The following is a 23,592-nucleotide window of genomic DNA, read 5'->3' on the forward strand; positions in this document are numbered from 1 at the left end:
TCTGTTACTGCTGTGTGAAAGCGAACGGTTTTCGCCTCACCAGATGATGCAAAGCTTTGCCCAGGTGGCGGAATTGGTAGACGCGCTGGTTTCAGGTATCAGTGACTTAACGGTCGTGGAAGTTCGAGTCTTCTCCTGGGCACCATACAAAAACCCACTAGCTTGCTAGTGGGTTTTTTCTTGCCTGCGATTTTACCCTTCCAGCATTCACGCCTTCTCTGTAGCAGCGGCCTTGCGCCGCGAACCGGGCGCGAAGCGGCCGTAAACCCTGCATGCACGCCCCACGGGTGAATATCACATCGCCCCATTGCGGCCGCTTCGCGCCCGATTCGCGGCGCAAGGCCGCTCCTACAAGGGAAGCGGACACGCCCCACCCTTTGGTCTATCCCTGAATTTTCCTTCACCCGGCCACTTGAGAAACGATTTCGTTTACCATTGTTTCCAAATATGTAGCCGTAAGCGAGGAAGTACCCGCATGACGATCCGCCCGCAATTGCTGATGCGCAGCCTGGCCACCGCCCTGCTCGGCCTGGTGATCGGCGCACCGGCCGCCCTGGCTGACGACCCGGTCACCCTGACCCTGTACAACGGCCAGCACAAGGAAATCGGCGAAGCCATCGCCAAGGCCTACGAGGCCAAGACCGGCATCCACATCAATATCCGCAAGGGCAGCAGCAACCAGCTGGCCAGCCAGATCATCGAGGAAGGCGACCGCTCCCCTGCCGATGTCATCTACACCGAGGAATCCCCGCCCCTGAACAACCTGGGCGAGCTGGGCCTGCTGGCCAAGATCGACGACGCCACCCTGAACATGCTGCCCAAGGAATACGTCGGCGCCAACGGTACCTGGATGGGCGTCACCGCACGCACCCGCGTGGTGGTGTACAACCCCAAGAAAGTCGACGAAAAAGACCTGCCGACCACCGTGATGGACTTCGCCAACCCCGAATGGGACCGCCGGGTCGGCTACGTGCCCACCAGCGGCGCCTTCCAGGAGCAGGCCGTGGCCATCCTCAAGCTGCACGGCCGGGAAGCCACCGAGGAATGGCTGACCGGCCTCAAGGCATTCGGCAAGACCTACACCAACAACATGGTCGCCCTCAAGGCCGTGGAGAAAGGTGAAGTCGATGCCGTGCTGGTGAACAACTACTACTGGTACGCCCTCAAGCGCGAGCGCGGCCAGCTGGACACCCGCCTGTACTACCTGGCCGACGGTGACGCCGGCAACCTGGTGACCATTTCCGGCGCAGGCGCGGTCAAGGCCAGCAAGCACCCCAAGGAAGCCCAGGCACTGCTCAACTGGATGGCCAGCGAAGAAGGCCAGCGCGTGATCACCCAGACCACCGCCGAATACCCGCTGCACAAGGGCATGGTCTCCGACCAGGGCCTGAAGCCATTCGAGGACCTGCGCCCACCGAAGATCACCCCGGCCGACCTGGGCAATGCCGAGGAAGCCCTGGAGCTCGAGCGCGAGGTCGGCCTGCTCTGATGACCGCCGCCCTGCCCCAAGCGGCCCTGCCGCGCTTCGTACCACGCCGCAAACGCCCCTCCATCTGGGTGGTGCTGCCGGTTCTGTTCCTGGTGGCGATGAGCGTGCTGCCATTGCTGTATGTCGGCACCAAGACCTGGGAGGCCGGCTGGCATGAAGCCTTGCGCCTGCTCTGGCGGCCATTCGTCTGGGGCCTGCTGCGCAACACCCTGATGCTGATGGCCGGGGTGACGATACTGTGCATGGTCGCCGGCCTGGCCCTGGCCTGGCTGCTCGAGCGCAGCGACCTGCCGGGTCGCCGCCTCTGGGGCGTGGTGCTGTGCCTGCCGTTTGCCGTGCCGTCGTTCGTCAGCAGCTTCACCTGGGTGTCGCTGAGCTCGGGCTTCGAAGGTCTGGGCGGGGCGATCCTGGTCATGGCGCTGTCCAAGTACCCGTTGGTGTTCCTGCCGGTGGCGGCCACCCTGCGTAACCTCGACACCTCCTTGGAGGAGTCGGCGCGCACGCTGGGCTGCAGCCGTTGGGGCGTGTTCACCAAGATCACCCTGCCGCTGCTGTGGCCCTCGATGCTGGGCGGCGCACTGCTGATTGCCCTGCATATGCTGGTGGAGTTCGGCGCGCTGTCGATCCTTGGCCTACAAACCTTCACCACCGCGATCTACCAGCAGTTCGAACTCGAGTTCAGCAATGCCAACGCCGCAATGCTTTCGGCAGTGCTGTTGGCGCTGTGCCTGGCAATGCTCTGGCTCGAACTGCGAGTACGCGGCAAGGCGCGTCATGTGCGCATCGGCCAGGGCGTGGCCCGACGCGCCCAACCGGTGAAGCTGCGCGGCTGGATGCCAGCGGCGCAACTGTTCTGCCTGGCGCTGGCCATACTGGGCAGCGGCATTCCCCTGGCGATGCTCGGGTATTGGCTGAGCGTGGGCGCCTCGGCAGCCTTCCCGGTCGCCGAGATCGGCAAGGCACTGCTCACCTCGCTGTCGGTCTCCCTGGGCGGCGCTGGCTTCTGCGTCCTGCTGGCGTTGCCGATCAGCTTCCTGGTGGTGCGCTACAAAGGCCGCCTGGCGATCTGGGCTGAACGCCTGCCCTATCTGCTCCATGCCCTGCCCGGCCTGGTGATCGCCCTGACCCTGGTGTTCTTCGCCCTGCACTACGTACCGGCGCTCTACCAGACCACTGCATTGCTCATCCTGGCCTATGCGCTGTTGTTCCTGCCCCTGGCCCAGGCGCCAGTGCGCACGGCACTGAACAAGGCCTCGCCAACCCTGGAAGAAGCCGCCCGCACCCTGGGCGCCAGCAGCTTCGGTGCGTTTTGCCGGGTGACGCTGCCGATCATCTTCCCAGCCCTGGCAGCAGCCTTTGCCCTGGTGTTCCTCGATGCCATGAAGGAGCTGACGGCCACCTTGCTGCTCAGCCCGACCGGCATGACCACGCTGGCGACTGAAGTGTGGGCACATACCGCCAACGTCGAGTTCGCGGCGGCGGCGCCTTACGCGGCGCTGTTGATCGTGGTTTCGGGGTTGCCGGTGTATCTGCTGACGACGCGGATGTATTTGAACAAGGCGTGAGCGCTATCGCAAAGAAGGTTGGGGCGGTGACCGCCCCACGCCTGCTGATGAACAGGCAGGCTAATCGGACCATCCTAAAAACCTGACTACTCCATGGAAAACAAAAAACAACGATACCGAGACCAGAAGCCCACTCCAAGAAAGGATCAAAACTCTTTTTAGCCTGATCGGAAGTTTATTCATCTCAACCCGATCCGCGACACCTCTTCTAACAAAAGGCCCTGGCATTAATAGCATATTTGCGGCCAAGCAGGTTCGCAGAACCTTTCCTAGAAAACCTGCGGAAGAAAGATTACTCTTATTGTCCCGCACATATTGACACCCCACCAAGCTCGACTCAATAACTTCAACATAACGCAATGCCAAATACGCCATTACACTCACACTCAAAGCCACACACATCAATAGAAATGCGGCCATTAGGACTAACACTTCAAAGCTCACTCATATATCCTCCCATAAATTAACTCCCCCACATTTCCAGCCCACCCTTTGCCGAATTCCCCTCCCAACTTACCACCTACAGCCCCTCCAATTACGGCACAAGCAAGCGTTCCCACGCCTGCCGTGGGGACGCCAATGGCTGTACATAATCCGCTAATTACGGCAGCGCCCGCCAATCCGCCACCAGCACTTCCAGCTAAACTTCCTGCCAGTGCACCGCTTTCAATGTATCTAGCCTTTTTACATTCTTCTTCGCGTCCAAACGTGCAGGCCTTATGAATAGATAGCCCTGCAGAGGCCACCTCTAGTCCGATGCCTATATACCCCCCTTTCTTTACAAGATTTGCTGCCTTTGCTACACCTGCGACTTTTTCAACATAGCGTGCTATTTCTCCCGTAGCGAGGTAGCTTTTAGTAGAAAGCTCCAACATCCTTTTTACTGAACCCTGGATGCGTAAACCCGAACCGTACGCAGCCATTTTTCCGAGCTGCTCCTCCAGCCTTACAAATAGCACTTTACGCTTTGCATAAAACTCTTCACGTCCTTTCAGAGCGCCACTACGCATATGCTCATAATATAACAAGTCTATTTTCACCAAAGTATCTTTGATATCATTCAAATATCTCCCCCAGCCATCACTGACCACCCCAACTCCTAGGGAGGCCTGTGCAAGTATGCTTTGCAGCAGGTCAAAATTATCTAAGAAGAAATCATCCACTCCGACATTATTGAATACTATGTCGTGGTGAATGATCGAAGCCTTGGCCATCAAAAAGGCTTCATGACTGGTGCATGACGGAGTACTGGGATCTCCAACGATGACCAGCTCCCCTCCGACGACCACACTGTTGACGATATGTGCATTCAGCACATCAAACTTGGCTCGTTGATTCGCCGACATGGAGATGCCAGCCTTCAACGACTCATAGGTTTGCGCCCGGGCGTTGATAAAACTGCGTGCTTCAGACATGGCCTTCCCTCACGCATATTTCTTGTTGTTGATACGATCCCAACCGCCGGTCACATTGCCGCCGCCGCTGCCATCGAGGCGTTTCTGCCGTGTATAGGTGGTCTTGATACGGCCATAGTTCAGCTGCACGACTTCCACCGGCACGCCATCGCCAGCGCTCTGGGCGTAGTCGGCGATGATCACTTCCTCGAGCACGACTTCGTAGTACTTGAGCTTTTCGGTGCCAGCCCGGCACACCACCAGCTTCACTTCCTTCAGGTGCTGGCCGGCACAGCTGGCTTCGAGAAGCTTGCTGCTGGCGCTGTCGAGATATTTGGTAAAGGTGAAGTGGGTGAGCGTGGTCCGCCCGGAGGATGCGCCGCCTGCAGAGCTTGCGGTGGCCGAAGTGCTCTGGTGGGCGCCAAACTTGTAGCCGGTGATCTCGATCCAGTTGGGATACTGCGCGTCCAGTGCTTCGCCATTGATGTGCGCGATTTGAATGTAGGCATCAAAAGCCATGCTTACCTCCCTGGTAGTAGATGAGCTGTTCATGAGATGTCGGAGACCGTCATCTTGAGGTCCAGACGAACCTAGCCCCTCTATGAAGGCCGTCGCAATACTGTCGGGAGAAAAAGGCGAAATTCAGAAATTGCCTACATGTTCGCCGCTGAAAGCGGATTGATCGCGTTTAAAATTGTTTCAAACAGGGCGTAGGCCTGACTGCCATTTGCGGTTGCGTAAAAGCTGTGCGGGCGGAGTCGGCCTCTCAACAGGCCAACCCAGCTCCGCGATTGCATGGCAAGGGCTTCGCCCTTGATCGCGGGACAAGCCCGCTCCTACAGGGCGGTCCATAGCCTTGAGAGCGGGCTTGCTTCGCGATGCGGTCAAGCCTTGAACTGACCCAGGCTGGCCCGCAATTGCGCCGCCAGGTCGTCCAGCACCTTGCTGCTGGCGGTGGTCTGCATCACCACCTCGGCCGAGCGCTCGGCCTGGGCATGGATGGTCTCCACCCGCCCGCGCACCGCCTGCGCACCGTGGGCCTGCTGCTCTGCCGCGCGGGTGGCCAGGCCGATGGCCGAGTGCACCTGTTCCACCGCCGCCTGCACCGACTGCTGGCGGCGTTCGTTGTCGCGCAGCACCAGCAGGCCCTCGCTGGCCTGGCGCCCGGCCTGGCCGATGGTCGCGACGGCCTCCTTGGCGCCCTGCTGCAAGGCGGCGATATGCGCCTGGATGTCTCCGGTCGAGCTTTGCGTCTTGCTCGCCAAGGCGCGCACCTCATCGGCCACCACGGCGAACCCGCGACCGGTCTCCCCTGCCCGCGCCGCTTCGATGGCCGCATTGAGCGCCAGCAGGTTGGTCTGTTCGGCGATCCCATGGATCACAGTCAGCACCACCTCGATCTGCTCACTCTGCTTGGCCAGGCGCTCGATCACCTGGGAGCCGGTCTCCACTTCGCTGGCCAAGTTCTCGATCAACCGTGCCAACTGGGTCGAGGCGCGACTGTTTTCATCGGCAGCGCGACGGATGTCCACCACCTGCTGCAAGGCGGCCTGCATGGCCTGGCTTTCGGCCTGGGCTTCGTCGGCCATGCTGGACAGGTCGCGCAGGCTGGCGGCCACCTCGTCGCGCTGCAGCGCTGCGGCGGCATCGGCGCCGGCATTGCGCTGGGCCATGGTGCCGATTTCCACGCCCGTACGCTGGGCCACTTCACCCGCCTCGCGCACGATGGGCTGCAACTTGTCGACGAAGCGGTTGACCGCCGAGGCCATGTCGCCGATCTCGTCACGGCTGTCGAGCGCCACTCGCTTGGTCAGGTCGCCTTCGCCTGCGGCGAGATCATCCAGCGCCCTGATCAACAGGCGCAGCTTGCTGACCACTCGTCGCCCCAGCACGACGGCCACCACCAGCAACACCCCCAGGCCCACAAGCACCAGACCGAGGCCTATGCGCCAGCGCAGCTCGGCAGCGGCATCGCGCACAGTTTGTGCGGTGTTGGCCTGCATGGCGGCAGCGCTGCCCTGGGCGGCCTCCAGCCGCGAACGCAATGCCTTGCCGCTGTCGGCCGCCGCAGCCACCAGGCTGTCGCCGACCAGCTGTTCGCCGCTCGCGATCAGGGCGGCGAATCGATCATCCAGGGCCTTGAGCTGTTGCTCCACCCCCGCCGTGGAAACCCCCATCACAACCTTGCCGATCTCGGCACCGTTGGGGTTGATAGGGGCCTCGACGTAGTACACCGAGGGGTCCTTGCGCGCTGCATCAAGCACCTTGTCCAGCGCCCGCTCGCCCTGCCCCTTCTCGAGCAAGGCTTTATTGATAGGGTTCTGCCGGTTCAGGTAGCGGGTGAGATGCTGGCCCTGGGCGTCGTCATAGATGACGAACAGCACGTTGGGGTTACGCTGGGCGCGGCGGGCGAAGTCGGAAAGCGTGGGCACATCGTTATCCCAGATGGCACGCGGTGCCACCGAGGCCAGCAGCTCGGCCATGTCGTTGGCTGAGTCCTTGAGGTTCTTTTCAAGGGTGCTGCGCAATTGCTGCTGTTCGCTTTCAAGACGCGCCGACAGCCCTGCGCTCAGACGCTGGCGGGTGCTGGCAGACAGGCTGTCCAGGCCCGAGCGAACATCCTGGCCGGCATGCTCAAGCTCCGTGGCGAGCTTGCGGCTGTCATAGCCCAGGCGCTCGCCCAATTGCGCCTCCAGGGCAGTGACCGTGCTTCGGGTCAGTGCAACGGCGACCAGAACCTGCACCAGAAGAGCGATACCAAGGGCAACAAACACAGGCCGCAAGAGGCGGCTTCGTAACAGTGAAAGGATGGCAGACACGTTGTAACTCCCCGTGTTCTTGGCGCCATTACTTTGATGGCACCCACGGGCGTTTCATACAGCAAGGGTTGTGCCGGGGTCAGCGGGGGGAAGTGCCAAGGTTCAGCAAGGAAATGCTTTGTACTGGCCCAGCCAGCTCCAACCTGTCCTGCGCTGCTTCAAAGACACCGCCACACCGGTGGGAGCCGGCTTGCCGGCGATTGGGGCCCATGCAGGTACCTGCAAATAAAAACGCCGCAGCCCCTTTCGAGGCCGCGGCGTCGGATCAGCCGAACGGCAGATCAGGCAAACGGATGACGCAGGACGATGGTCTCGTTGCGATCCGGGCCGGTCGAGATGATGTCGATCGGCGCGCCGATCAGCTCCTCGATGCGCTTGATGTAGGCGCGAGCGTTGGCCGGCAGCGCTTCCAGGGTCTTGGCACCCAAGGTCGACTCGCTCCAGCCCGGCAGCTCTTCGTACACCGGCTGCAGGCCGATGTAGCTGTCGGCGTCGGTCGGTGCTTCGATGACCGCGCCGTTCTCGTCCTTGTAGCCCACGCAGATGTTGATGGTTTCCAGGCCGTCCAGCACGTCCAGCTTGGTCAGGCAGATGCCCGAGATGCTGTTGACATCGATGGCCCGACGCAGGATCACGGCATCGAACCAGCCGCAACGACGAGCGCGACCGGTGGTGGAACCGAACTCATGGCCGCGCTTGGCCAGGGTGGCACCGGTCTCGTCGAACAGTTCGGTCGGGAACGGGCCGGAACCGACGCGGGTGGTGTAGGCCTTGGTGATGCCCAGGATGTAGTCCAGGTACATCGGGCCGACGCCAGAACCGGTGGAGATACCGCCGGCGGTGGTGTTCGAGCTGGTGACGTACGGGTAGGTACCGTGGTCGATGTCCAGCAGCGAGCCCTGGGCGCCTTCGAACATGATGTCCTTGCCGGCACGGCGCAGGTTGTGCAACTCGGCGGTGACGTCGAGCATCATCGGCTTGAGCTGTTCGGCATAGGCCATGCACTCGTCCAGGGTCTGCTGGAAGTCGATGGCCGGCTCTTTGTAGTAGTTCACCAGCTGGAAGTTGTGGTAGTCCAGCAGCTCGCCGAGCTTGGCGGCGAAGCGCTCGCGGTGGAACAGATCGCCCACGCGCAGGCCGCGACGAGCCACCTTGTCTTCATAGGCGGGGCCGATACCACGGCCGGTGGTGCCGATCTTGGCTTCGCCACGGGCTTTCTCACGGGCCTGGTCCAGGGCCACGTGGTAGGAGAGGATCAGCGGCGCCGCCGGGCTGATGCGCAGGCGCTCGCGCACCGGTACGCCCTTCTCTTCCAGCTTGGTGATTTCACGCATCAGCGCGTCCGGGGCAACGACCACGCCGTTGCCGATCAGGCACTGGACGCCCTCACGCAGGATGCCGGAAGGAATCAGGTGCAGAACGGTCTTCTCACCATTGATCACCAGGGTGTGACCCGCGTTGTGGCCACCCTGGTAGCGCACTACGGCGGCAGCATGTTCGGTCAGCAGATCGACGATCTTGCCTTTGCCCTCATCACCCCACTGGGTGCCCAGGACGACGACATTCTTACCCATAACACTTGTCCTCATTCACGCAAACTTGGTTGCCGGCCTTTTGCCGACGAAGAAACTCAATGGGTCAGCGGCAGTACCTGCCAGCGCCCGTCTTGCTGAATCAATTGCCGATCACAATCCGCCTCGAGAGCAGCACTCAACGGCTGGCCAGGCAGGGCCTGGACCACACGCTGGCCCTCGTTGCGCAACTGGCAGACCATCTGCCAGAGGGCCGCATCGCCACTGTCGGGCATCCAGATGCCGCCAGAAGGCAATACGACCTCCGCTCGCCCCAGTGTGACCAGGGTCTTCAAATCCGTGGAGAAACCGGTAGCCGGGCGCGCCCGGCCGAAGTCGGCGCCGATGTCGTCGTAGCGCCCGCCCTGGGCGATCGACTGACCGACACCCGGCACGAACACGGCGAACACCACGCCGGTGTGGTAGTGATAGCCGCGCAGCTCGCCCAGGTCGAAATACAAGGGCAGGTCCGGGTAGCGCGCAGCCAGGCGGTCGGCGATCGCCAACAGGTCGTCCAGCGCGGCCAGCACACCGGCCGGGGCTCGGCCCAGGCGCACCCGGGCCTCGGCCAGCACTTCGCGGCCACCGCACAGCTCGGTCAGGGCGCGCAGCATGTTGCCCAGGTCCTTCGGCAGGTCGGCGGTCAGGGCCTGCACTTCATCGACGGACTTACGCTGCAGGGCATCGAACAACTGCTGCTCGACCGCGCCCGACAGGCCGGCGGCACGGGCCAGGCCACGGTAGATACCGACATGGCCGAGGTCCATGTGCACATCGGCGACGTCGGTCAGCTGCAGCGTGGCGAGCATCAGGCTGATGACCTCGACATCGCTGGTGGGGCTGGCGTCGCCGTACAGCTCGGCACCGAGCTGGATCGGGCTACGCGAGGTGGACAGGGCTCGGGGCTGAGCATGCAGCACGCTGCCGGCATAGCACAGGCGGCTCGGGCCTTCGCGGCGCAGGGTATGGGCGTCGATGCGCGCCACCTGCGGCGTGAAGTCGGCACGAAAGCCCATCAGGCGACCGGACTGCGGGTCGACCACCTTGAAGGTACGCTGGTCCAGGTCCTGGCCGGCACCGGTAAGCAGCGACTCCAGGTACTCGATATGCGGGGTGACGACCAGTTCGTAACCCCAACTCTGGAACAGGTCCAACACCTGGCGCCGCGCGATCTCGATACGCGCGGCCTCAGGCGGCAGTACTTCCTCGATGCCATCTGGCAGCAGCCAGCGGTCTACCGTTGCCATTACGCCATTTCCCCTCTGGTCCGGGCGGCCTGCCCACAGGCGAGCCGTAAGTGAAGCAGGCATTGGCGCACAGCAGCAGGCAGCACTGATCCCAGCGCCACCACCGTACCCAATACCCTCGAATTGCCTTGCGACCTGGCCAAGCCGTCAACCGGCGGCTTGCCAATCAACCTTGCAGACGCAAAAAAGCCGGGAATTTCCCGGCTGACTGATCATACACCGCTTTTCCTTCAGGATGCACCCCGCTTGGCATTTTAGCTGCCGGGCGGGTGCCTTCCGGCCAGTTGCCGGGGCTGCTTTGCAGCCTTTTCGCGGCACAAGGCCGCTCCACAGGGGAGCATAATCCTGTAGGAGCGGCCTTGTGCCGCGAAAGGGCCGCACAGCGGCCCCGCCAATTCAAGCCAGACCGATCAAGGCTTGCTCTTGTCCAGGAAGCGGAAGAACTCGTTCTTCGGATCCAGGACGAGCACGTCGCTCTTGCTCGAGAAGCTCTGGCGATACGCCTGCAGGCTACGGTAGAACGCGTAGAACTCTGCGTCCTGGGTGTAGGCCTTGGCATAGATGGCAGCCGCCTGGGCGTCGCCGTCACCGCGGGTCTCTTCCGCCTCGCGGTAGGCCTCGGCCAACAGTACGCGACGCTGGCGGTCGGCATCGGCGCGGATACCCTCGGCCAGCTCGTTACCCTTGGCACGGTGCTCGCGCGCTTCACGCTCACGCTCGGTGCTCATGCGGTCGAACACGCTGCGGTTCACTTCCTTCGGCAGGTCGATGGCCTTGACGCGCACGTCGATGACTTCAATACCCAGCTCCTTGCTGGCCATGCGGTTCAGCGAAGCTGTGATGTCGGCCATCAACGCGTCACGTTCACCGGAGACCACTTCGTGCAAGGTGCGCTTACCGAACTGGTCACGCAGGCCGCTTTCCAGACGACGGGACAAGCGCTCGTCAGCGATCTGCTTGAGGCCCGAGGTCGCGGTGTAGAAGCGCTCGGCATCCTTGACCCGCCACTTGGCGTAGGCATCGACCATCACCGCCTTCTTCTCCAGGGTCAGGAAGCGCTGGGTCGGGGCGTCCAGAGTCATCAGGCGGGCGTCGAACTTGCGCACCTGGTTGACGTAGGGAACCTTCACATGCAGGCCTGGCTGGACATCAGCCTGGACCACACGGCCGAATTGCAGCAATACCGCACGCTCGGTCTGGGACACGATGTAGAAGCTGTTCCAGGCCACGATGGCCAGTACTACAGCGGCGATCAGGGCGATCAGCGATTTATTGCTCATCAACGGCTCTCCCTAGAACGCAGCGACTGTTGCTGCTGTTGCATTTCCTGCGCCGCGCGCGCGGCCGCGTCGTTGGCCGAAGCCGGTACGCTGCTGACCGGAGCGGCCGTGTTGCGGCTGCCTTCCACCATCTTGTCCAGCGGCAGGTAGAGCAGGTTATTCTGCCCATCCTTGGTTGCCACCAGGACCTTGCTCGAGTTGCTGTAGACCTCTTGCATGGTCTCCAGGTACAAGCGCTGGCGGGTCACGTCCGGTGCCTTGCGGTACTCGGCGACCAGCTTGGTGAAGCGGTCGGCCTCACCCTTGGCACGGGCGATGACTTCATCGCGGTAGCCGTTGGCGTCCTCGATGATGCGCTGGGCCTGGCCACGGGCTTCCGGCACCACGCCGTTGGCATAGGACTCGGCCTGGTTGCGCGCACGCTGCTCGTCTTCACGGGCGCGGATCACGTCGTCGAAGGCTTCCTGCACTTCACGCGGGGCTGCCGCGCTCTGTACGTTGACCTGGGTGACGGTGATACCGGTGCGGTAGGTGTCGAGGAAGCGTTGCAGGCGCTCGCGGATATCCACGGCCATCTGCTCACGGCCTTCGGTCAGCACCTGGTCCATCGAGGTGGAGCCCACCACGTGGCGCAGGGCACTTTCGGTCGCATGCTGGAGGCTGACCTCCGGCTGGTCGACGTTGAGCACGAAGTCCTGCAGGTTGGTGATCTTGTACTGCACGGTCAGCGGCACCTCGACGATGTTTTCGTCTTCGGTGAGCATCTGGCCCTGCTTGCTGTAGGCCCGCTCGCGGGTCACGTTCTCGAGGTACTTGCGATCGATCGGCGGGAAGTAGATGTTCAGGCCCGGCCCAACCGTCTCGTAGTACTTGCCGAAGCGCAGCACCACAGCCTGCTCCTGCTCGTCCACCACGTAAACGGCGCTGTACAGCCAGATAGCCGCCAGCACGGCCAGGCCGATGCCCAGCAGGCCCAGGCCACCACCCTTGCCGATATTGCGGTCACCACCGCCACCGCGTTTCTTTCCGCCGCCGAACATGCCGTTCAGGCTGTCCTGCAGCTTGCGGAAGGCCTCGTCCAGATCCGGTGGACCTTTCTTGTCGCCACCGCCGCCGCCTCGGCGGCCGCCCCAGGGATCCTGATTGTTCGAGTTGCCACCCGGCTCGTTCCAAGCCATAGCGCTCTCCATCTGATAAAGCAAAGACGCGCCCACGGCGCGCCGTCCAATGCTACAGAATGCCTGCTTCGGCCGCCCGGCGACCTCGACGGGCATTTATTGCAAAGTGTGTTGCTCGATGAACAGTTCAGGCTCCATGCCTTCGCGACTGACCAGGCGATTGAGCTCTACCCGGGGCAGCCGCACGCTCAGCAGGCTGCGACCTTCTTCATCGTGCTCTTCGCCTTGCACCGCGCCCAGAGCGAAGAATTGCGCGCGCAGGCGGGCAAGTCGCTGTTCCAGGCGCAGGGTTCCGACATACAGATCATCCCCCAGCAACTCGGCAATCGCCTGGCCAACCAGTTCCAGGCCACGCCCATCACGTGCCGATACCCAGACCCGTTGCGGCTTGCCGTCGGCATCGCGCTGGATCTGCGGCTCGACATCTTCGAGCAGGTCGAGTTTGTTATAGACCTCGAGGATCGGCAAGCCTTCGGCCCCGATCTCACCCAGTACCGCCAGCACCTGCTCGATCTGTTCCATGCGCTCGGGCTCATGGGCATCGATCACATGCAGCAGCAGGTCGGAATTGCTCGATTCCTCGAGCGTAGCCCGAAATGCCTCGACCAGCTTGTGCGGAAGGTGGCGGATGAAGCCCACGGTGTCGGCCAGCACGATCGGCCCCAGGTCGTCCAGCTCGAGCCGGCGCAGGGTCGGGTCGAGGGTGGCGAACAGCTGGTCCGCGGCATACACCTCGGAGGCGGTCAGTGCGTTGAACAGGGTGGACTTGCCGGCGTTGGTATACCCCACCAGCGACACCGACGGGATGTCCGCGCGCTTGCGCCCGCGACGGGCCTGCTCGCGCTGGCTGCGGACCTTTTCCAGGCGCGCCTTGATCTGCCGCAGGCGCACCCGCAACAGGCGACGGTCGGTTTCCAGCTGGGTCTCGCCCGGGCCGCGCAGGCCGATACCGCCCTTCTGCCGCTCCAGGTGGGTCCAGCCGCGCACCAGCCGCGTGCTCATGTGCTCGAGCTGAGCCAGTTCGACCTGCAGCTTGCCTTCATGGGTACGCGCCCGCTGGGCGAAGATGTCGAGGATCAACCCGGTACGGTCGAGCACGCGACACTCGAAGACTCGTTCGAGGTTACGTTCCTGACTGGGCGTGAGGGTGTGATTGAAAATCACCAGGTCTACCTGCTCGGCATGGACCAGGTCGCGCAGTTCCTCGACCTTGCCGCTGCCAATCAGGTATTTGGCTGTAGGCTGGTGCCGGGCTACCGTGGCCAGCGAAACGATGTCCGCTCCGGCCGACAGCGCCAGCTCCTGAAACTCCTGCGGGTCTTCGCGCGCCTCAGGGTTCTGACCTTCCAAGTGAACGAGCAGCGCCCGCTCACCACCACCGTGGCGCTCAAAGAACAATGCAGGCTCCTATCAGGCGTTGCCTGGCTCGCTGTCGCCGTGTTCGGAATCGGACGGGCTTGGCAGGCGAACCGGACGGGCAGGAACCACGGTCGAAATGGCGTGCTTGTAGACCATCTGGCTGACGGTGTTCTTCAGCAGTACCACGAACTGGTCGAAGGATTCGATCGAGCCCTGCAGCTTGATCCCGTTTACCAGGTAGATGGAAACCGGGACCTTTTCTTTTCTCAAGGTGTTCAAGTAAGGGTCTTGTAGCGAATGCCCTTTTGACATATGCCGCACTCCTGTAAGGATCAATAGTAAAAAAACAATAAAATCGGTAATTCATGCCGCCCTTTCGCAAGAATAGACGGCAATTGCAGGGACTCAGCTCAATATGGAGACGGTCCCCAGGTATTTCAAGGTGCGGGACAGATTGTCGCAGGCCAGGCTGTCGAGCCACTCCACGCCGGACCAGCCGCGCAACCAGGTGAATTGCCGCTTGGCCAACTGGCGTGTGGCAATGATACCGCGCTCGCGCATCTCGTCGGCCGTGAGCTTGCCATCCAGATGATCCCAGACCTGCCGATACCCCACTGCCCGTATAGACGGCAGCCCGGCGTGCAAGTCACTTCTGGCGCGCAGTGCTCGGACCTCGTCGACGAACCCCTGTTCCAGCATTTGCGAGAATCGTAGCGCAATTCGTTGATGCAAAATGTGACGATCTGTAGGAGCAATCGCCAAACTGGCGACAGTATAGGGCAAATGCCCGCCCGCGCCTGCGTCTGCCGCGCGACTTTCCGCGAATTGACGTTGCCGGTGGGCCGTCATGCTCTGGCCGCTCACCCGGTAGACCTCCAAGGCGCGAATCAGGCGTTGGGGGTCGTTGGGGTGGATACGGGCCGCCGATTCGGGGTCGACCTCGGCCAACTGCCGGTGCAACTCGGCCAGGCCGAACTCGCGGGCCTGGGCCTCGAGCTCGGCGCGCACCGCGGCGTCTGCCGCCGGCATGTCCGCCAGGCCGTCGACCAGCGCCTTGTAGTAGAGCATCGTCCCGCCCACCAGCAGCGGGATCTTGCCGCGGGCGGTGATCTCGGCCATCGCTTCCAGGGCGTCGCTGCAGAACTGCGCCGCCGAATAGCTCTCGGCCGGGTCGAGGATGTCGATCAACCGGTGCGGATGGGCAGCGAGCACCTCTTTCGACGGCTTGGCCGTGCCGATATCCATGCCGCGATAGACCAGCGCCGAATCGACACTGATCAGCTCGCACGGCAACACCTTGGTCAGCTCGATGGCCAGGTCGGTCTTGCCGGCCGCCGTCGGGCCCATGAGGAATATTGCAGGGGGCTTGCCGCTCATGTCATCGACCGCGCAGGAAGAGTTTGTCCAGGTCATCCAGCCCAAGCTGGGTCCAGGTCGGGCGGCCGTGGTTGCACTGGCCGCTGCGCTCGGTGTTTTCCATGTCGCGAAGCAGCGCGTTCATCTCGGGAATGGCCAGGCGGCGGTTGGCGCGCACGGCGCCATGGCAGGCCATGGTGCCGAGCAGTTCGTTAAGGTGCGCTTGAATGCGGTCACTGGTGCCGTACTCCATCAGGTCGGCCAGCACGTCCTGCACCAGGCGGTTGGCCTCGGCCTGCTTGAGCAAGGCGGGGATCTGCCGGATCGCCAGGGTTTCAGGCCCCAGGCGCTGCAACTCGAAGCCCAGGCGCTGGAACCATTGGGCATGCTCCTCGGCACAGTCGGCTTCGCGCTGGCTGAGCGCCAGCGACTCGGGCACCAACAGTGGCTGACCACTCAGGCCTTCGCTGGCCATGGCCACTTTCAATCGCTCGTACATGATCCGCTCGTGGGCGGCGTGCATGTCCACCAGCACCAGGCCCACAGCGTTCTCGGAAAGGATATAGATGCCCTTGAGCTGGGCCAGGGCGTAGCCGAGCGGCGGCACATCGCCTTGGCTCTGCGGCAATGCCACCGGCGCTGCGGCGCCGTTTTCCAGCGGGGCGAAGAACTCACGGTAGACCGCCTGGGCTTCGGCGGCAGGTACCGGTTGCGAAGGCCGAGGCGTGTACTGGTATTGGTAGCCCGAGCCACTCCCCCCCGCGAACGCCTGGCGCGGTTCGGCCTGGGGCTGTTCGAGCACCGGCGAGGCCAGGCGCATCTCGCCCTGGGGGCCGAACTCGCCCACCTGCAGCCCAGTGGGGCGTACGATCTCGGTGGCCGCGGCCGGCGCGGCCAACTGGTCTTCCGGGCGCACGTCCGCCAGGGCACGGTGCAGCGTGCCATAAAGGAAGTCATGGACCATGCGCCCTTCGCGGAAGCGCACTTCGTGCTTGGTCGGGTGGACGTTGACGTCCACGCCGTTGGGTTCGAGCTCCAGGAACAGCACGAAGGTCGGGTGCCGGCCATTGAACAGCACGTCGCGGTACGCCTGGCGCACTGCGTGAGCCACGAGCTTGTCGCGCACGGCGCGGCCGTTGACGAAGAAGTACTGCAGGTCCGCCTGGCTGCGCGAGAAGGTCGGCAGGCCAACCCAGCCCCACAGCCGCAAGCCATTACGCTCGACATCGATCGGCAGCGCTTGCTCGAGGAAGCCTGGGCCACAGATGGCGCCCACCCGGCGTGCCCGGGTGATCTCATCGGGTGCCTCGTGCAGGCTCAGGACGCTCTTGCCGTTGTGGCGCAGGTGGAAGGCGACGTCGAAGCGCGCCAGGGCCAGGCGACGGATGACTTCCTGCAGGTGATCGAACTCGGTCTTCTCCGACTTCAGGAACTTGCGCCGGGCCGGGGTATTGAAGAACAGGTCGCGCACTTCCACCGAGGTACCGACAGGGTGTGCCGCCGGTTGCACCCGCGGGGTCATGTCCCGGCCTTCGGTCTCCACCTGCCAGGCCTCACCGGCATTGGCGGTGCGCGAGGTCAGGGTCAGGCGCGCCACCGAGCTGATCGAGGCCAGGGCCTCGCCGCGAAAGCCCAGGCTCAGCACGCCTTCGAGATCCTCCAGCTCACGGATCTTGCTGGTGGCGTGGCGGGCCAAGGCCAGCGGCAGGTCGTCGGCAGCGATACCGCCACCGTCGTCACGCACACGCAGCAGCTTCACCCCGCCCTGCTCGACCTCCACGTCGATGCGACGGGCACCGGAGTCGAGGCTGTTCTCCAGTAGTTCCTTGGCCACCGAGGCGGGGCGCTCGACCACCTCGCCGGCGGCGATCTGGTTGGCCAGCCGCGGGCTGAGCAGCTGGATGCGCGAACCACCACTCATCGCTGGGACGCCAGGGTGGTGCCGGGAATGTCGAGGTGCTGGCCGACCTTCAGCTCATCGCTCTTGAGGCTGTTGGTGCTGCGCAGGCTCGCCACGCTGACCTGGTAGCGCACGGCGATCATGGCCAGGGTTTCGCCCGGGCGCACGGTGTGCTCGCGCGGCCCTTGGGCAATCTTGCCGCTGTCACGCAGCCAGGCGATGTAGGTGCCCGGCGGCGGGCTCTGCTGGAAGTACTGACGCACCCCGGTATGGATCGAGCGGGCCAGGGCCTGCTGGTGGCTCTTGGTCGCCAGCTTGGCCGCTTCGTTGGCATTGGAGATGAACCCGGTTTCGACGAGGATCGACGGAATGTCAGGCGACTTCAGCACCATGAACCCAGCTTGTTCCACACGCCGCTTGTGCAGCGGTGTGATGCGGCCCATGTTGCCCAGCACTTTCTGCCCCACATCGAGGCTGGAACTCAAGGTAGCGGTCATCGACAGGTCCAGCAGCACGCCAGCGAGCATGCGATCCTTGTCGTCCAGGCTGACGTTGCCGGCGCCACCGATCAGATCGGAGCGGTTTTCCGTGTCGGCCAGCCAGCGCGCGGTCTCGGACGTTGCGCCGCGGTCGGACAGGGCGAACACCGAGGCGCCGAAGGCGGCCCGCGACGGCGCGGCGTCGGCATGAATCGAAATGAACAGGTCGGCACCCTTCTTGCGGGCGATCTCGGTGCGTTTGCGCAGCGGGATGAAATAGTCGCCGGTACGGGTCAGCTCGGCGCGGTAGCCCTTCTCGGTATTGATCTGGCGCTGCAGCTCGCGAGCGATCTGCAGCACGATGTCTTTTTCATGCTGGCCGCGCGAACCGGAGGCGCCCGGGTCTTCCCCGCCGTGGCCGGCGTCGATGGCGACGACGATGTCACGCTTACCGCTCGGCACCGGCGGCAGCTTGATCGCTGGCTGTGCTGGGGTCACCGGCACAGCCGGGGTGCTGGCGGGCGTACGCGTGGTCGGGGGCGGAGGCGGCGCGCTGGCGGCGATGGCATCGGCTTCCTGGTCGTACAGGTCGACCACCAGCCGGTTGCCATACTGGGCGTTGGGCGCCAGGGTGAAGCTCTTGGGCGTGACGGCCTTCTTCAGGTCGACCACCACCCGCAGGTCGGTGGGGGTACGCTGGGCCGAACGTACGCTGCTAATCGGCGTATTGGAGGTGGCCACGTTCAGGGCGCCACCCAAAGTGGCCCCGTTGATATCGATGACCAGGCGGTCTGGCGCGGTCAGGGTGAAGACGCTGTGCTGCACAGGGCCTGACAGGTCGAAGACCAGCCGCGTGTTGTCCGGTGCGCGCCACAGACGCATGCTCTTGACTTGTGTGACGGCCAGAGCGTCAACGGTCACCGCTGTCAGCAGCAGCCCCACGACGGCGACCAGTGCGCGTATGCGCATACCTAACCCCATTTACTGTTTGAATTCTGTGGCCAGGGCGGCGCACCAGGCCTCACCGCGCTCCCCCTGCGGCGAAAGGGTCAGCGAACGTCCGCTCGCTTGCGGGCTTATGGTAATGGTCAGGTCGGGCTTTGGCAAAACGCCCGCGCCCTTCTCTGGCCATTCGAACAGGCACAATGGGTCCCCTTCGAAGTAATCGCGGATACCCATGAACTCCAGCTCTTCCGGATCGACCAGGCGGTACAGGTCGAAATGATAGGCACGCACCTCGCCGATTTCGTAGGGTTCGACCACGGTGAAAGTCGGGCTCTTGACCGCACCGGTGTGGCCCAGGCCACGGATCAGCCCGCGCGAGAGCGTAGTCTTGCCGGCGCCCAGGTCGCCTTCGAGAAAGATCACGCCATGACCGCCGGTCACCTCGGCCAAACGTGCGCCGAATGCCACGGTGGCCGGTTCGTCGGCCAGAAACAAGGTTATACCTGACACGCTGAATGCTCCTCCAACAATTCACGAATGACCGGAACCAGGTCGCTGGCTGCCAGGCCCCTGCCCTTGCCCCCCAGACGCTCGCCGGCGCAGGCATGCAGCCACACACCCAGGCATGCGGCAGCCCAGGCATCCATCCCCTGGGCCAGCAGGGCCGCCAGCACGCCGGTCAGCACATCGCCCAGGCCCGCGCCGGCCATCGCCGGGTGGCCACGCCCGCACAGGGCCAGCTCGCCGCTCGGCGCGGCTACCAGGGTACCGGCCCCCTTGAGCACGCAGATGCTGGCATGCTTGCGCGCCAGCTTGCGGGCCGCGCCCGGCCGGTCGGCCTGCACCGCCTCGGTGGAAATACCCAACAGGCGAGCGGCCTCGCCCGGGTGCGGGGTGAGGATGCTGCCACTGGGCAGGGCCAGAGGCCGATGCGCCAGCAGGTTCAGGGCGTCGGCGTCCCAGACCTGCGGCAGGTGGGCATTGGCCGCCGCCGACAACAGGCTGCGCCCCCAGGCAGCCTGGCCCAGCCCGGGGCCGACCACCAGCACCGAGGCACGCTCGAGCACGCCCATCAGCTGGTTGGCCGACTCCACCCCTCGCCACATGGTTTCCGGCAGGCGGGTCAGGCCAGCAGCGACATGCTCAGGACGAGTGGCCACGCTCACCAGGCCGGCGCCGCAACGCAAGGCGGCCTCGGCACTGAGCATCACCGCTCCGCCGGTGCCCAGGTCGCCGCCGATCACCAGCACATGGCCGAAATCGCCCTTGTGGGCGTCGGCGCGGCGTGGTGCCAGGTGGGCTGTGTTCACGCTGCTGAGCAGTTGTGGGGCGTTACCGGGGTGTTTGGTCTGGGGCATGGGGTCAAAGGCTCCGATGTCTGGCAGAATTATACGCACCTCCGCCTGTATTGCCTTGTCCATCCATGTCCGCTTGCCTTCCTGACCTTCCCACGCTGGCCCAATCGATCAAGGATTGGGGCCGCGAACTCGGATTCGCCCACGTCGGCATCGCCGGCGTGGCGCTTGGCGAGCATGAACAACACCTGCAACGCTGGCTGGCAGCCGGCTACCAGGGCGAGATGGACTACATGGCCGCCCATGGCAGCAAGCGCGCCCACCCGGATGAGCTGATACCCGGCACCTTGCGGGTGATATCGCTGCGCATGGACTACCTGCCCGGCGACACCCTCATGGCCCAGCGGCTGGCGCAGCCTGAAAAAGCCTATATCTCCCGCTACGCCCTGGGTCGCGACTATCACAAGCTGGTGCGCAAGCGCGTGCAGCACCTGGCCGAACGCATCCAGCAGGCGATCGGCCCCTTCGGTTTTCGCGCCTTCGTCGACAGCGCCCCGGTGCTGGAAAAAGCCATCGCCGAGCAGGCCGGCCTGGGCTGGATCGGCAAGAACACCCTGCTGCTCAACCGCAAGGCGGGCAGCTATTTCTTCCTCGCCGAGCTGTTCGTCGACCTGCCCCTGCCGGTCGACGAGGCCCAGGTGACCGAGCATTGCGGCCGCTGCCAGGCGTGCCTGGACATCTGCCCGACCAAGGCCTTCGTCGGGCCGTACGTACTCGACGCCCGGCGCTGCATTTCCTACCTGACCATCGAGCTCAAGCAGGCGATTCCGGTCGAGTTGCGCCCGATGATCGGCAACCGGGTGTTCGGCTGCGACGACTGCCAGATCGTCTGCCCGTGGAACCGCTTTGCCCGGCCGACCCAGGAGAACGACTTCAAGCCGCGCCATGGGCTGGACAACGCAGAACTGGCCGAGCTCTTCCTGTGGGACGAGGCCACCTTCCTTGACCGAACAGAAGGCTCGCCGCTTCGCCGCGCCGGCTATGAACGGTGGCTGCGCAACTTGGCGGTAGGGCTTGGAAATGCGCCGACCAGCATTCCCGTGGTGGAAGCCTTGCGCGCGCGGCGCGAGCACCCGTCGGAGCTGGTGCGCGAGCATGTGGAGTGGGCGTTGGCGCAGCATGAAAAAACCAGCGTGGCTGAGCCGCCCCCAATCGCCGGCAAGCCTGCTCCCACCAGGCCTGCACCGCCATAGCGGTGGGAGCCGGCTTGCCGGCGATCGAGCCCGAAGGCCGTAGTCACTGCTGGTCGTTGTAGTGGAACTTGGGCATCTCCCAATGGAACCGGATCGCCAGCAGGCGCACCAGGAACCCGCCGAACAAGGTCAGCAGCATGGCCTGCTCGGCCGGCACCTTGAAGTACACGCACCCCAGGTAGAACCAGGCCGCGGCGAACGACACGCTGGCATACAGCTCGCGGCGGAACACCAGGGGAATGTCGTTGCAGAAGATATCCCGCAGGATGCCGCCGAACACCCCGGTGATCACCCCGCTGATCGACGCCACCAGCATGCCCTGGCCCATCTCCAGGGCCGTCATGCAGCCGATCAGGGTGAAGGCCACCAGCCCCAGGGCGTCGAGCACCAGAAATAGCGAGCGCAGGTGGCGCATCAGCGGCGCGATGAAGATGGTCAGCAGCGCCGCGAAGCTGGTCAGCACCAGATACTCGGGATGCTTCACCCAAGTCAATGGGTAATGCCCCAGCAACACGTCGCGCACCGACCCGCCGCCCAGGGCGGTGACGCAGGCGATCAGCACCACGCCGAACCAGTCCATGCCGCGACGGCCTGCCGAAAGCGCGCCGGTCATGGCTTCGGCGGTGATGGCGACGAGATAGAGCATCAACAACATGGTGCGTGTCCGTGGGAAAAAGGCGCGCAGTCTACCCACTCCCGGTGCTTCTAGCCATGTGCCATGCGCACCCGCCGTGGGTTATAGCTTGATGAAGTGCTCGCGGTAGTGGCGAAGCTCGGCGATCGACTCGCGAATGTCGTCCAGGGCCAGGTGGGTCCCGCCCTTCTTGAAGCTGTCACGCACCTGCGGCGCCCAGCGCGCGGCCAGCTCCTTGAGGGTGGAGACGTCCAGGTTGCGATAGTGGAAAAAGCCTTCCAGCTTCGGCATGTGGCGATAGAGGAAACGCCGGTCCTGGCAGATGCTGTTGCCGCAGATCGGCGACTTGCCCTTGGGTACCCACTGCTCGAGGAAGGCCAACGTCTGCGCCTCGGCCTCGGCCATGTCGATGCAGCTCTCGCGCACGCGCTGGGTCAGGCCCGAAGCGCCATGGGTGCGGGTGTTCCAATCGTCCATCCGCGCCAGCACCTCGTCGCTGTGGTGGATGGCGATCACCGGGCCTTCGGCCAGGGTGTTCAGCTCGCTGTCGGTAACGATGGTGGCCATCTCGATGATGACGTCGTTGTCCGGATCCAGGCCGGTCATTTCCAGATCGATCCAGATCAGGTTCTGTGGGTTCTGCATGAAAGGGCTCCTCGAATAGGCGGTCATATTAGCCTAGGCGCGGCCCTTCGTGCCGCAAACGCCAGCGCAAGTGTCCGCGCCGGGCCGTGCTAAACTGCCAGCCGTTTTCTTCCTGCCCCGCCGATACGGAACATTCATGGCCAAACGCCAGCTCAACCGCCGCCAGAACTGGCGCATCGAAAAAATCCAGGGCGAGCGCGCTGCTCGCGCCGCCAAACGCGAACAACATGCCCTGCAGGAGCTGGAGGGCGGCGACCTGGGCCCTGAACAGCTGGGGTTGGTGATCGCCCATTTCGGTGTGCAGGTGGAGGTCGAAGCCCAGGATGGCGAAGCGGCGGGCCAGGTGTTTCGGTGCCATCTGCGGGCCAACCTGCCGGCTCTGGTCACCGGTGACCGCGTGGTGTGGCGCGCCGGCAACCAAGGCAATGGCGTGATCGTCGCACAGATGCCACGCACGGCCGAACTGTGTCGGCCGAACAACCATGGTCAGCTCAAGCCGGTGGCGGCCAATGTCGATCTGATCGTGATCGTCTTCGCCCCGGCGCCCGAGCCCCAGGCCAACCTGATCGACCGCTATCTGGTGGCCGCCGAGCATGCAGGCATCCGCCCGTTGCTGCTGCTGAACAAGGCCGACCTGATCGATGAGCGCAACGGCCCGACCATCGAGGCCCTGCTGGCGGTCTACCGCGACCTGGGCTACCCGCTGCTGGAGGTTTCGGCTCATCAGGGCGATGGCATGCAACGCCTTCAGCAGATGCTCGATACGCACACCAGCGTGTTCGTCGGCCAGTCGGGCGTGGGCAAGTCGTCGTTGGTCAACAGCCTGCTGCCCGAGGTACAGACCCGTGTGGGCGACCTCTCCGAGTGGTCTGGCCAGGGCACGCACACCACCACCACCGCGCGCCTGTACCACTTCCCCAACGGCGGCGACCTGATCGACTCGCCGGGCATCCGCGAATTCGGCCTGGGCCATGTCAGTCGTGATGACGTCGAAGCCGGGTTCATCGAGTTCCGCGACCTGATCGGCCACTGCCGCTTCCGCGATTGCAAGCATGCCCGGGAGCCTGGGTGCGCCTTGCTCCAGGCCCTGGAGGATGGGCGCGTCACGCCGCAGCGTATGAACAGCTACCGCTCGATCATCGCCAGCTTGCCGCAGGATAGCTACTGACGCTGGCGATCCTGG

19 protein-coding genes, 1 tRNA gene and 2 pseudogenes are annotated in these 23,592 nt (G+C 63.9%); 5 read left to right on the forward strand and 17 right to left on the reverse strand.

Annotation, left to right across the window (positions count from 1 at the left end):
* Window positions 1–58: 58 nt before the first annotated feature.
* From ACNFCI_RS00590 to ACNFCI_RS00600, 3 genes are all read left to right on the forward strand, one after another.
* Window positions 59–145: transfer RNA gene (locus ACNFCI_RS00590), tRNA-Leu, on the forward strand.
* 330 nt (window positions 146–475) lie between these two features.
* On the forward strand, window positions 476–1,489 hold the full coding sequence (locus tag ACNFCI_RS00595) for an extracellular solute-binding protein (RefSeq protein WP_084854195.1): 1,014 nt from the start codon (window positions 476–478) through the stop codon (window positions 1,487–1,489).
* Complete coding sequence (locus ACNFCI_RS00600; RefSeq protein ID WP_084854192.1) at window positions 1,489–3,054, forward strand: ABC transporter permease; 1,566 nt, start codon at window positions 1,489–1,491, stop codon at window positions 3,052–3,054. Before ACNFCI_RS00595 ends, ACNFCI_RS00600 begins: the two co-directional genes overlap by 1 nt.
* Window positions 3,055–3,494: 440 nt before the next feature.
* On the opposite strand, the gene ACNFCI_RS00605 is transcribed toward ACNFCI_RS00600, so the two are convergent.
* The 15 genes and pseudogenes from ACNFCI_RS00605 to ACNFCI_RS00675 all read right to left on the reverse strand — a co-directional run bounded on the left by ACNFCI_RS00605 (window position 3,495) and on the right by ACNFCI_RS00675 (window position 19,940).
* Complete coding sequence (locus tag ACNFCI_RS00605) at window positions 3,495–4,469, reverse strand: hypothetical protein (RefSeq protein ID WP_368829455.1); 975 nt, start codon at window positions 4,467–4,469, stop codon at window positions 3,495–3,497.
* A gap of 9 nt (window positions 4,470–4,478) precedes the next feature.
* Window positions 4,479–4,967 (reverse strand): Hcp family type VI secretion system effector, encoded by a 489-nt coding sequence (locus ACNFCI_RS00610; protein WP_368829456.1) that lies wholly within the window; start codon window positions 4,965–4,967, stop codon window positions 4,479–4,481.
* Between the two features lie 365 nt (window positions 4,968–5,332).
* Window positions 5,333–5,848 (reverse strand): annotated as a pseudogene (locus ACNFCI_RS00615) (methyl-accepting chemotaxis protein); the annotation flags it as partial.
* A 390-nt stretch (window positions 5,849–6,238) separates the two neighbouring features.
* Window positions 6,239–6,931: pseudogene (locus ACNFCI_RS00620) on the reverse strand (methyl-accepting chemotaxis protein); the annotation flags it as partial.
* 617 nt (window positions 6,932–7,548) lie between these two features.
* Window positions 7,549–8,841: an adenylosuccinate synthase gene (locus tag ACNFCI_RS00625; protein WP_196145050.1), complete on the reverse strand. Its 1,293-nt coding sequence runs from the start codon at window positions 8,839–8,841 to the stop codon at window positions 7,549–7,551.
* A 56-nt stretch (window positions 8,842–8,897) separates the two neighbouring features.
* On the reverse strand, window positions 8,898–10,085 hold the full coding sequence (locus ACNFCI_RS00630) for an ATP phosphoribosyltransferase regulatory subunit (protein ID WP_084854179.1): 1,188 nt from the start codon (window positions 10,083–10,085) through the stop codon (window positions 8,898–8,900).
* 410 nt (window positions 10,086–10,495) lie between these two features.
* Window positions 10,496–11,365 carry a protease modulator HflC gene (gene hflC, locus ACNFCI_RS00635; protein ID WP_084854176.1) on the reverse strand — a complete coding sequence of 290 codons (870 nt, stop codon included), beginning with the start codon at window positions 11,363–11,365 and terminating at the stop codon, window positions 10,496–10,498.
* Window positions 11,365–12,543, reverse strand: coding sequence for an FtsH protease activity modulator HflK (hflK, locus tag ACNFCI_RS00640; protein ID WP_084854174.1), 1,179 nt, complete (start codon window positions 12,541–12,543; stop codon window positions 11,365–11,367). The genes hflC and hflK overlap by 1 nt, the downstream gene beginning before the upstream one ends.
* Before the next feature lie 96 nt (window positions 12,544–12,639).
* A complete protein-coding gene (hflX, locus tag ACNFCI_RS00645; RefSeq protein WP_084854172.1) occupies window positions 12,640–13,941 on the reverse strand; it encodes a ribosome rescue GTPase HflX in 1,302 nt (433 codons plus the stop codon).
* Window positions 13,942–13,953: 12 nt separating this feature from the next.
* Window positions 13,954–14,214 carry an RNA chaperone Hfq gene (hfq, locus tag ACNFCI_RS00650; RefSeq protein WP_003258160.1) on the reverse strand — a complete coding sequence of 87 codons (261 nt, stop codon included), beginning with the start codon at window positions 14,212–14,214 and terminating at the stop codon, window positions 13,954–13,956.
* A 93-nt stretch (window positions 14,215–14,307) separates the two neighbouring features.
* Window positions 14,308–15,279, reverse strand: a complete 972-nt coding sequence (gene miaA / locus ACNFCI_RS00655; RefSeq protein WP_368829458.1) for a tRNA (adenosine(37)-N6)-dimethylallyltransferase MiaA — start codon at window positions 15,277–15,279, stop codon at window positions 14,308–14,310.
* A gap of 1 nt (window position 15,280) precedes the next feature.
* The gene (gene mutL / locus ACNFCI_RS00660) at window positions 15,281–17,179 is read right to left on the reverse strand and encodes a DNA mismatch repair endonuclease MutL (protein WP_084854169.1); all 1,899 of its coding nucleotides are present in this window, start codon (window positions 17,177–17,179) and stop codon (window positions 15,281–15,283) included.
* Window positions 17,176–18,618: an N-acetylmuramoyl-L-alanine amidase gene (locus ACNFCI_RS00665; protein WP_172402933.1), complete on the reverse strand. Its 1,443-nt coding sequence runs from the start codon at window positions 18,616–18,618 to the stop codon at window positions 17,176–17,178. The genes mutL and ACNFCI_RS00665 overlap by 4 nt, the downstream gene beginning before the upstream one ends.
* Window positions 18,619–19,092 (reverse strand): tRNA (adenosine(37)-N6)-threonylcarbamoyltransferase complex ATPase subunit type 1 TsaE, encoded by a 474-nt coding sequence (tsaE, locus tag ACNFCI_RS00670; RefSeq protein ID WP_084854165.1) that lies wholly within the window; start codon window positions 19,090–19,092, stop codon window positions 18,619–18,621.
* Window positions 19,080–19,940, reverse strand: a complete 861-nt coding sequence (locus ACNFCI_RS00675) for an NAD(P)H-hydrate dehydratase (protein WP_324816301.1) — start codon at window positions 19,938–19,940, stop codon at window positions 19,080–19,082. Before ACNFCI_RS00675 ends, tsaE begins: the two co-directional genes overlap by 13 nt.
* A gap of 65 nt (window positions 19,941–20,005) precedes the next feature.
* On the opposite strand from ACNFCI_RS00675, the gene queG reads away from it, so the two are divergent.
* Window positions 20,006–21,130: a tRNA epoxyqueuosine(34) reductase QueG gene (gene queG, locus ACNFCI_RS00680; protein ID WP_368829459.1), complete on the forward strand. Its 1,125-nt coding sequence runs from the start codon at window positions 20,006–20,008 to the stop codon at window positions 21,128–21,130.
* Window positions 21,131–21,173: 43 nt separating this feature from the next.
* On the opposite strand, the gene ACNFCI_RS00685 is transcribed toward queG, so the two are convergent.
* On the reverse strand, window positions 21,174–21,785 hold the full coding sequence (locus tag ACNFCI_RS00685; RefSeq protein ID WP_070571131.1) for a trimeric intracellular cation channel family protein: 612 nt from the start codon (window positions 21,783–21,785) through the stop codon (window positions 21,174–21,176).
* A gap of 81 nt (window positions 21,786–21,866) precedes the next feature.
* On the reverse strand, window positions 21,867–22,409 hold the full coding sequence (orn, locus tag ACNFCI_RS00690; protein ID WP_368829460.1) for an oligoribonuclease: 543 nt from the start codon (window positions 22,407–22,409) through the stop codon (window positions 21,867–21,869).
* Window positions 22,410–22,545: 136 nt separating this feature from the next.
* Between orn and rsgA the strand changes: the two genes are divergently transcribed.
* The gene (gene rsgA, locus ACNFCI_RS00695; protein ID WP_084854157.1) at window positions 22,546–23,577 is read left to right on the forward strand and encodes a small ribosomal subunit biogenesis GTPase RsgA; all 1,032 of its coding nucleotides are present in this window, start codon (window positions 22,546–22,548) and stop codon (window positions 23,575–23,577) included.
* Window positions 23,578–23,592 lie beyond the last annotated feature (15 nt).

Source organism: Pseudomonas sp. NY15356 (assembly GCF_048068175.1).
In the GTDB taxonomy this organism is placed as follows: domain Bacteria; phylum Pseudomonadota; class Gammaproteobacteria; order Pseudomonadales; family Pseudomonadaceae; genus Aquipseudomonas; species Aquipseudomonas putida_K.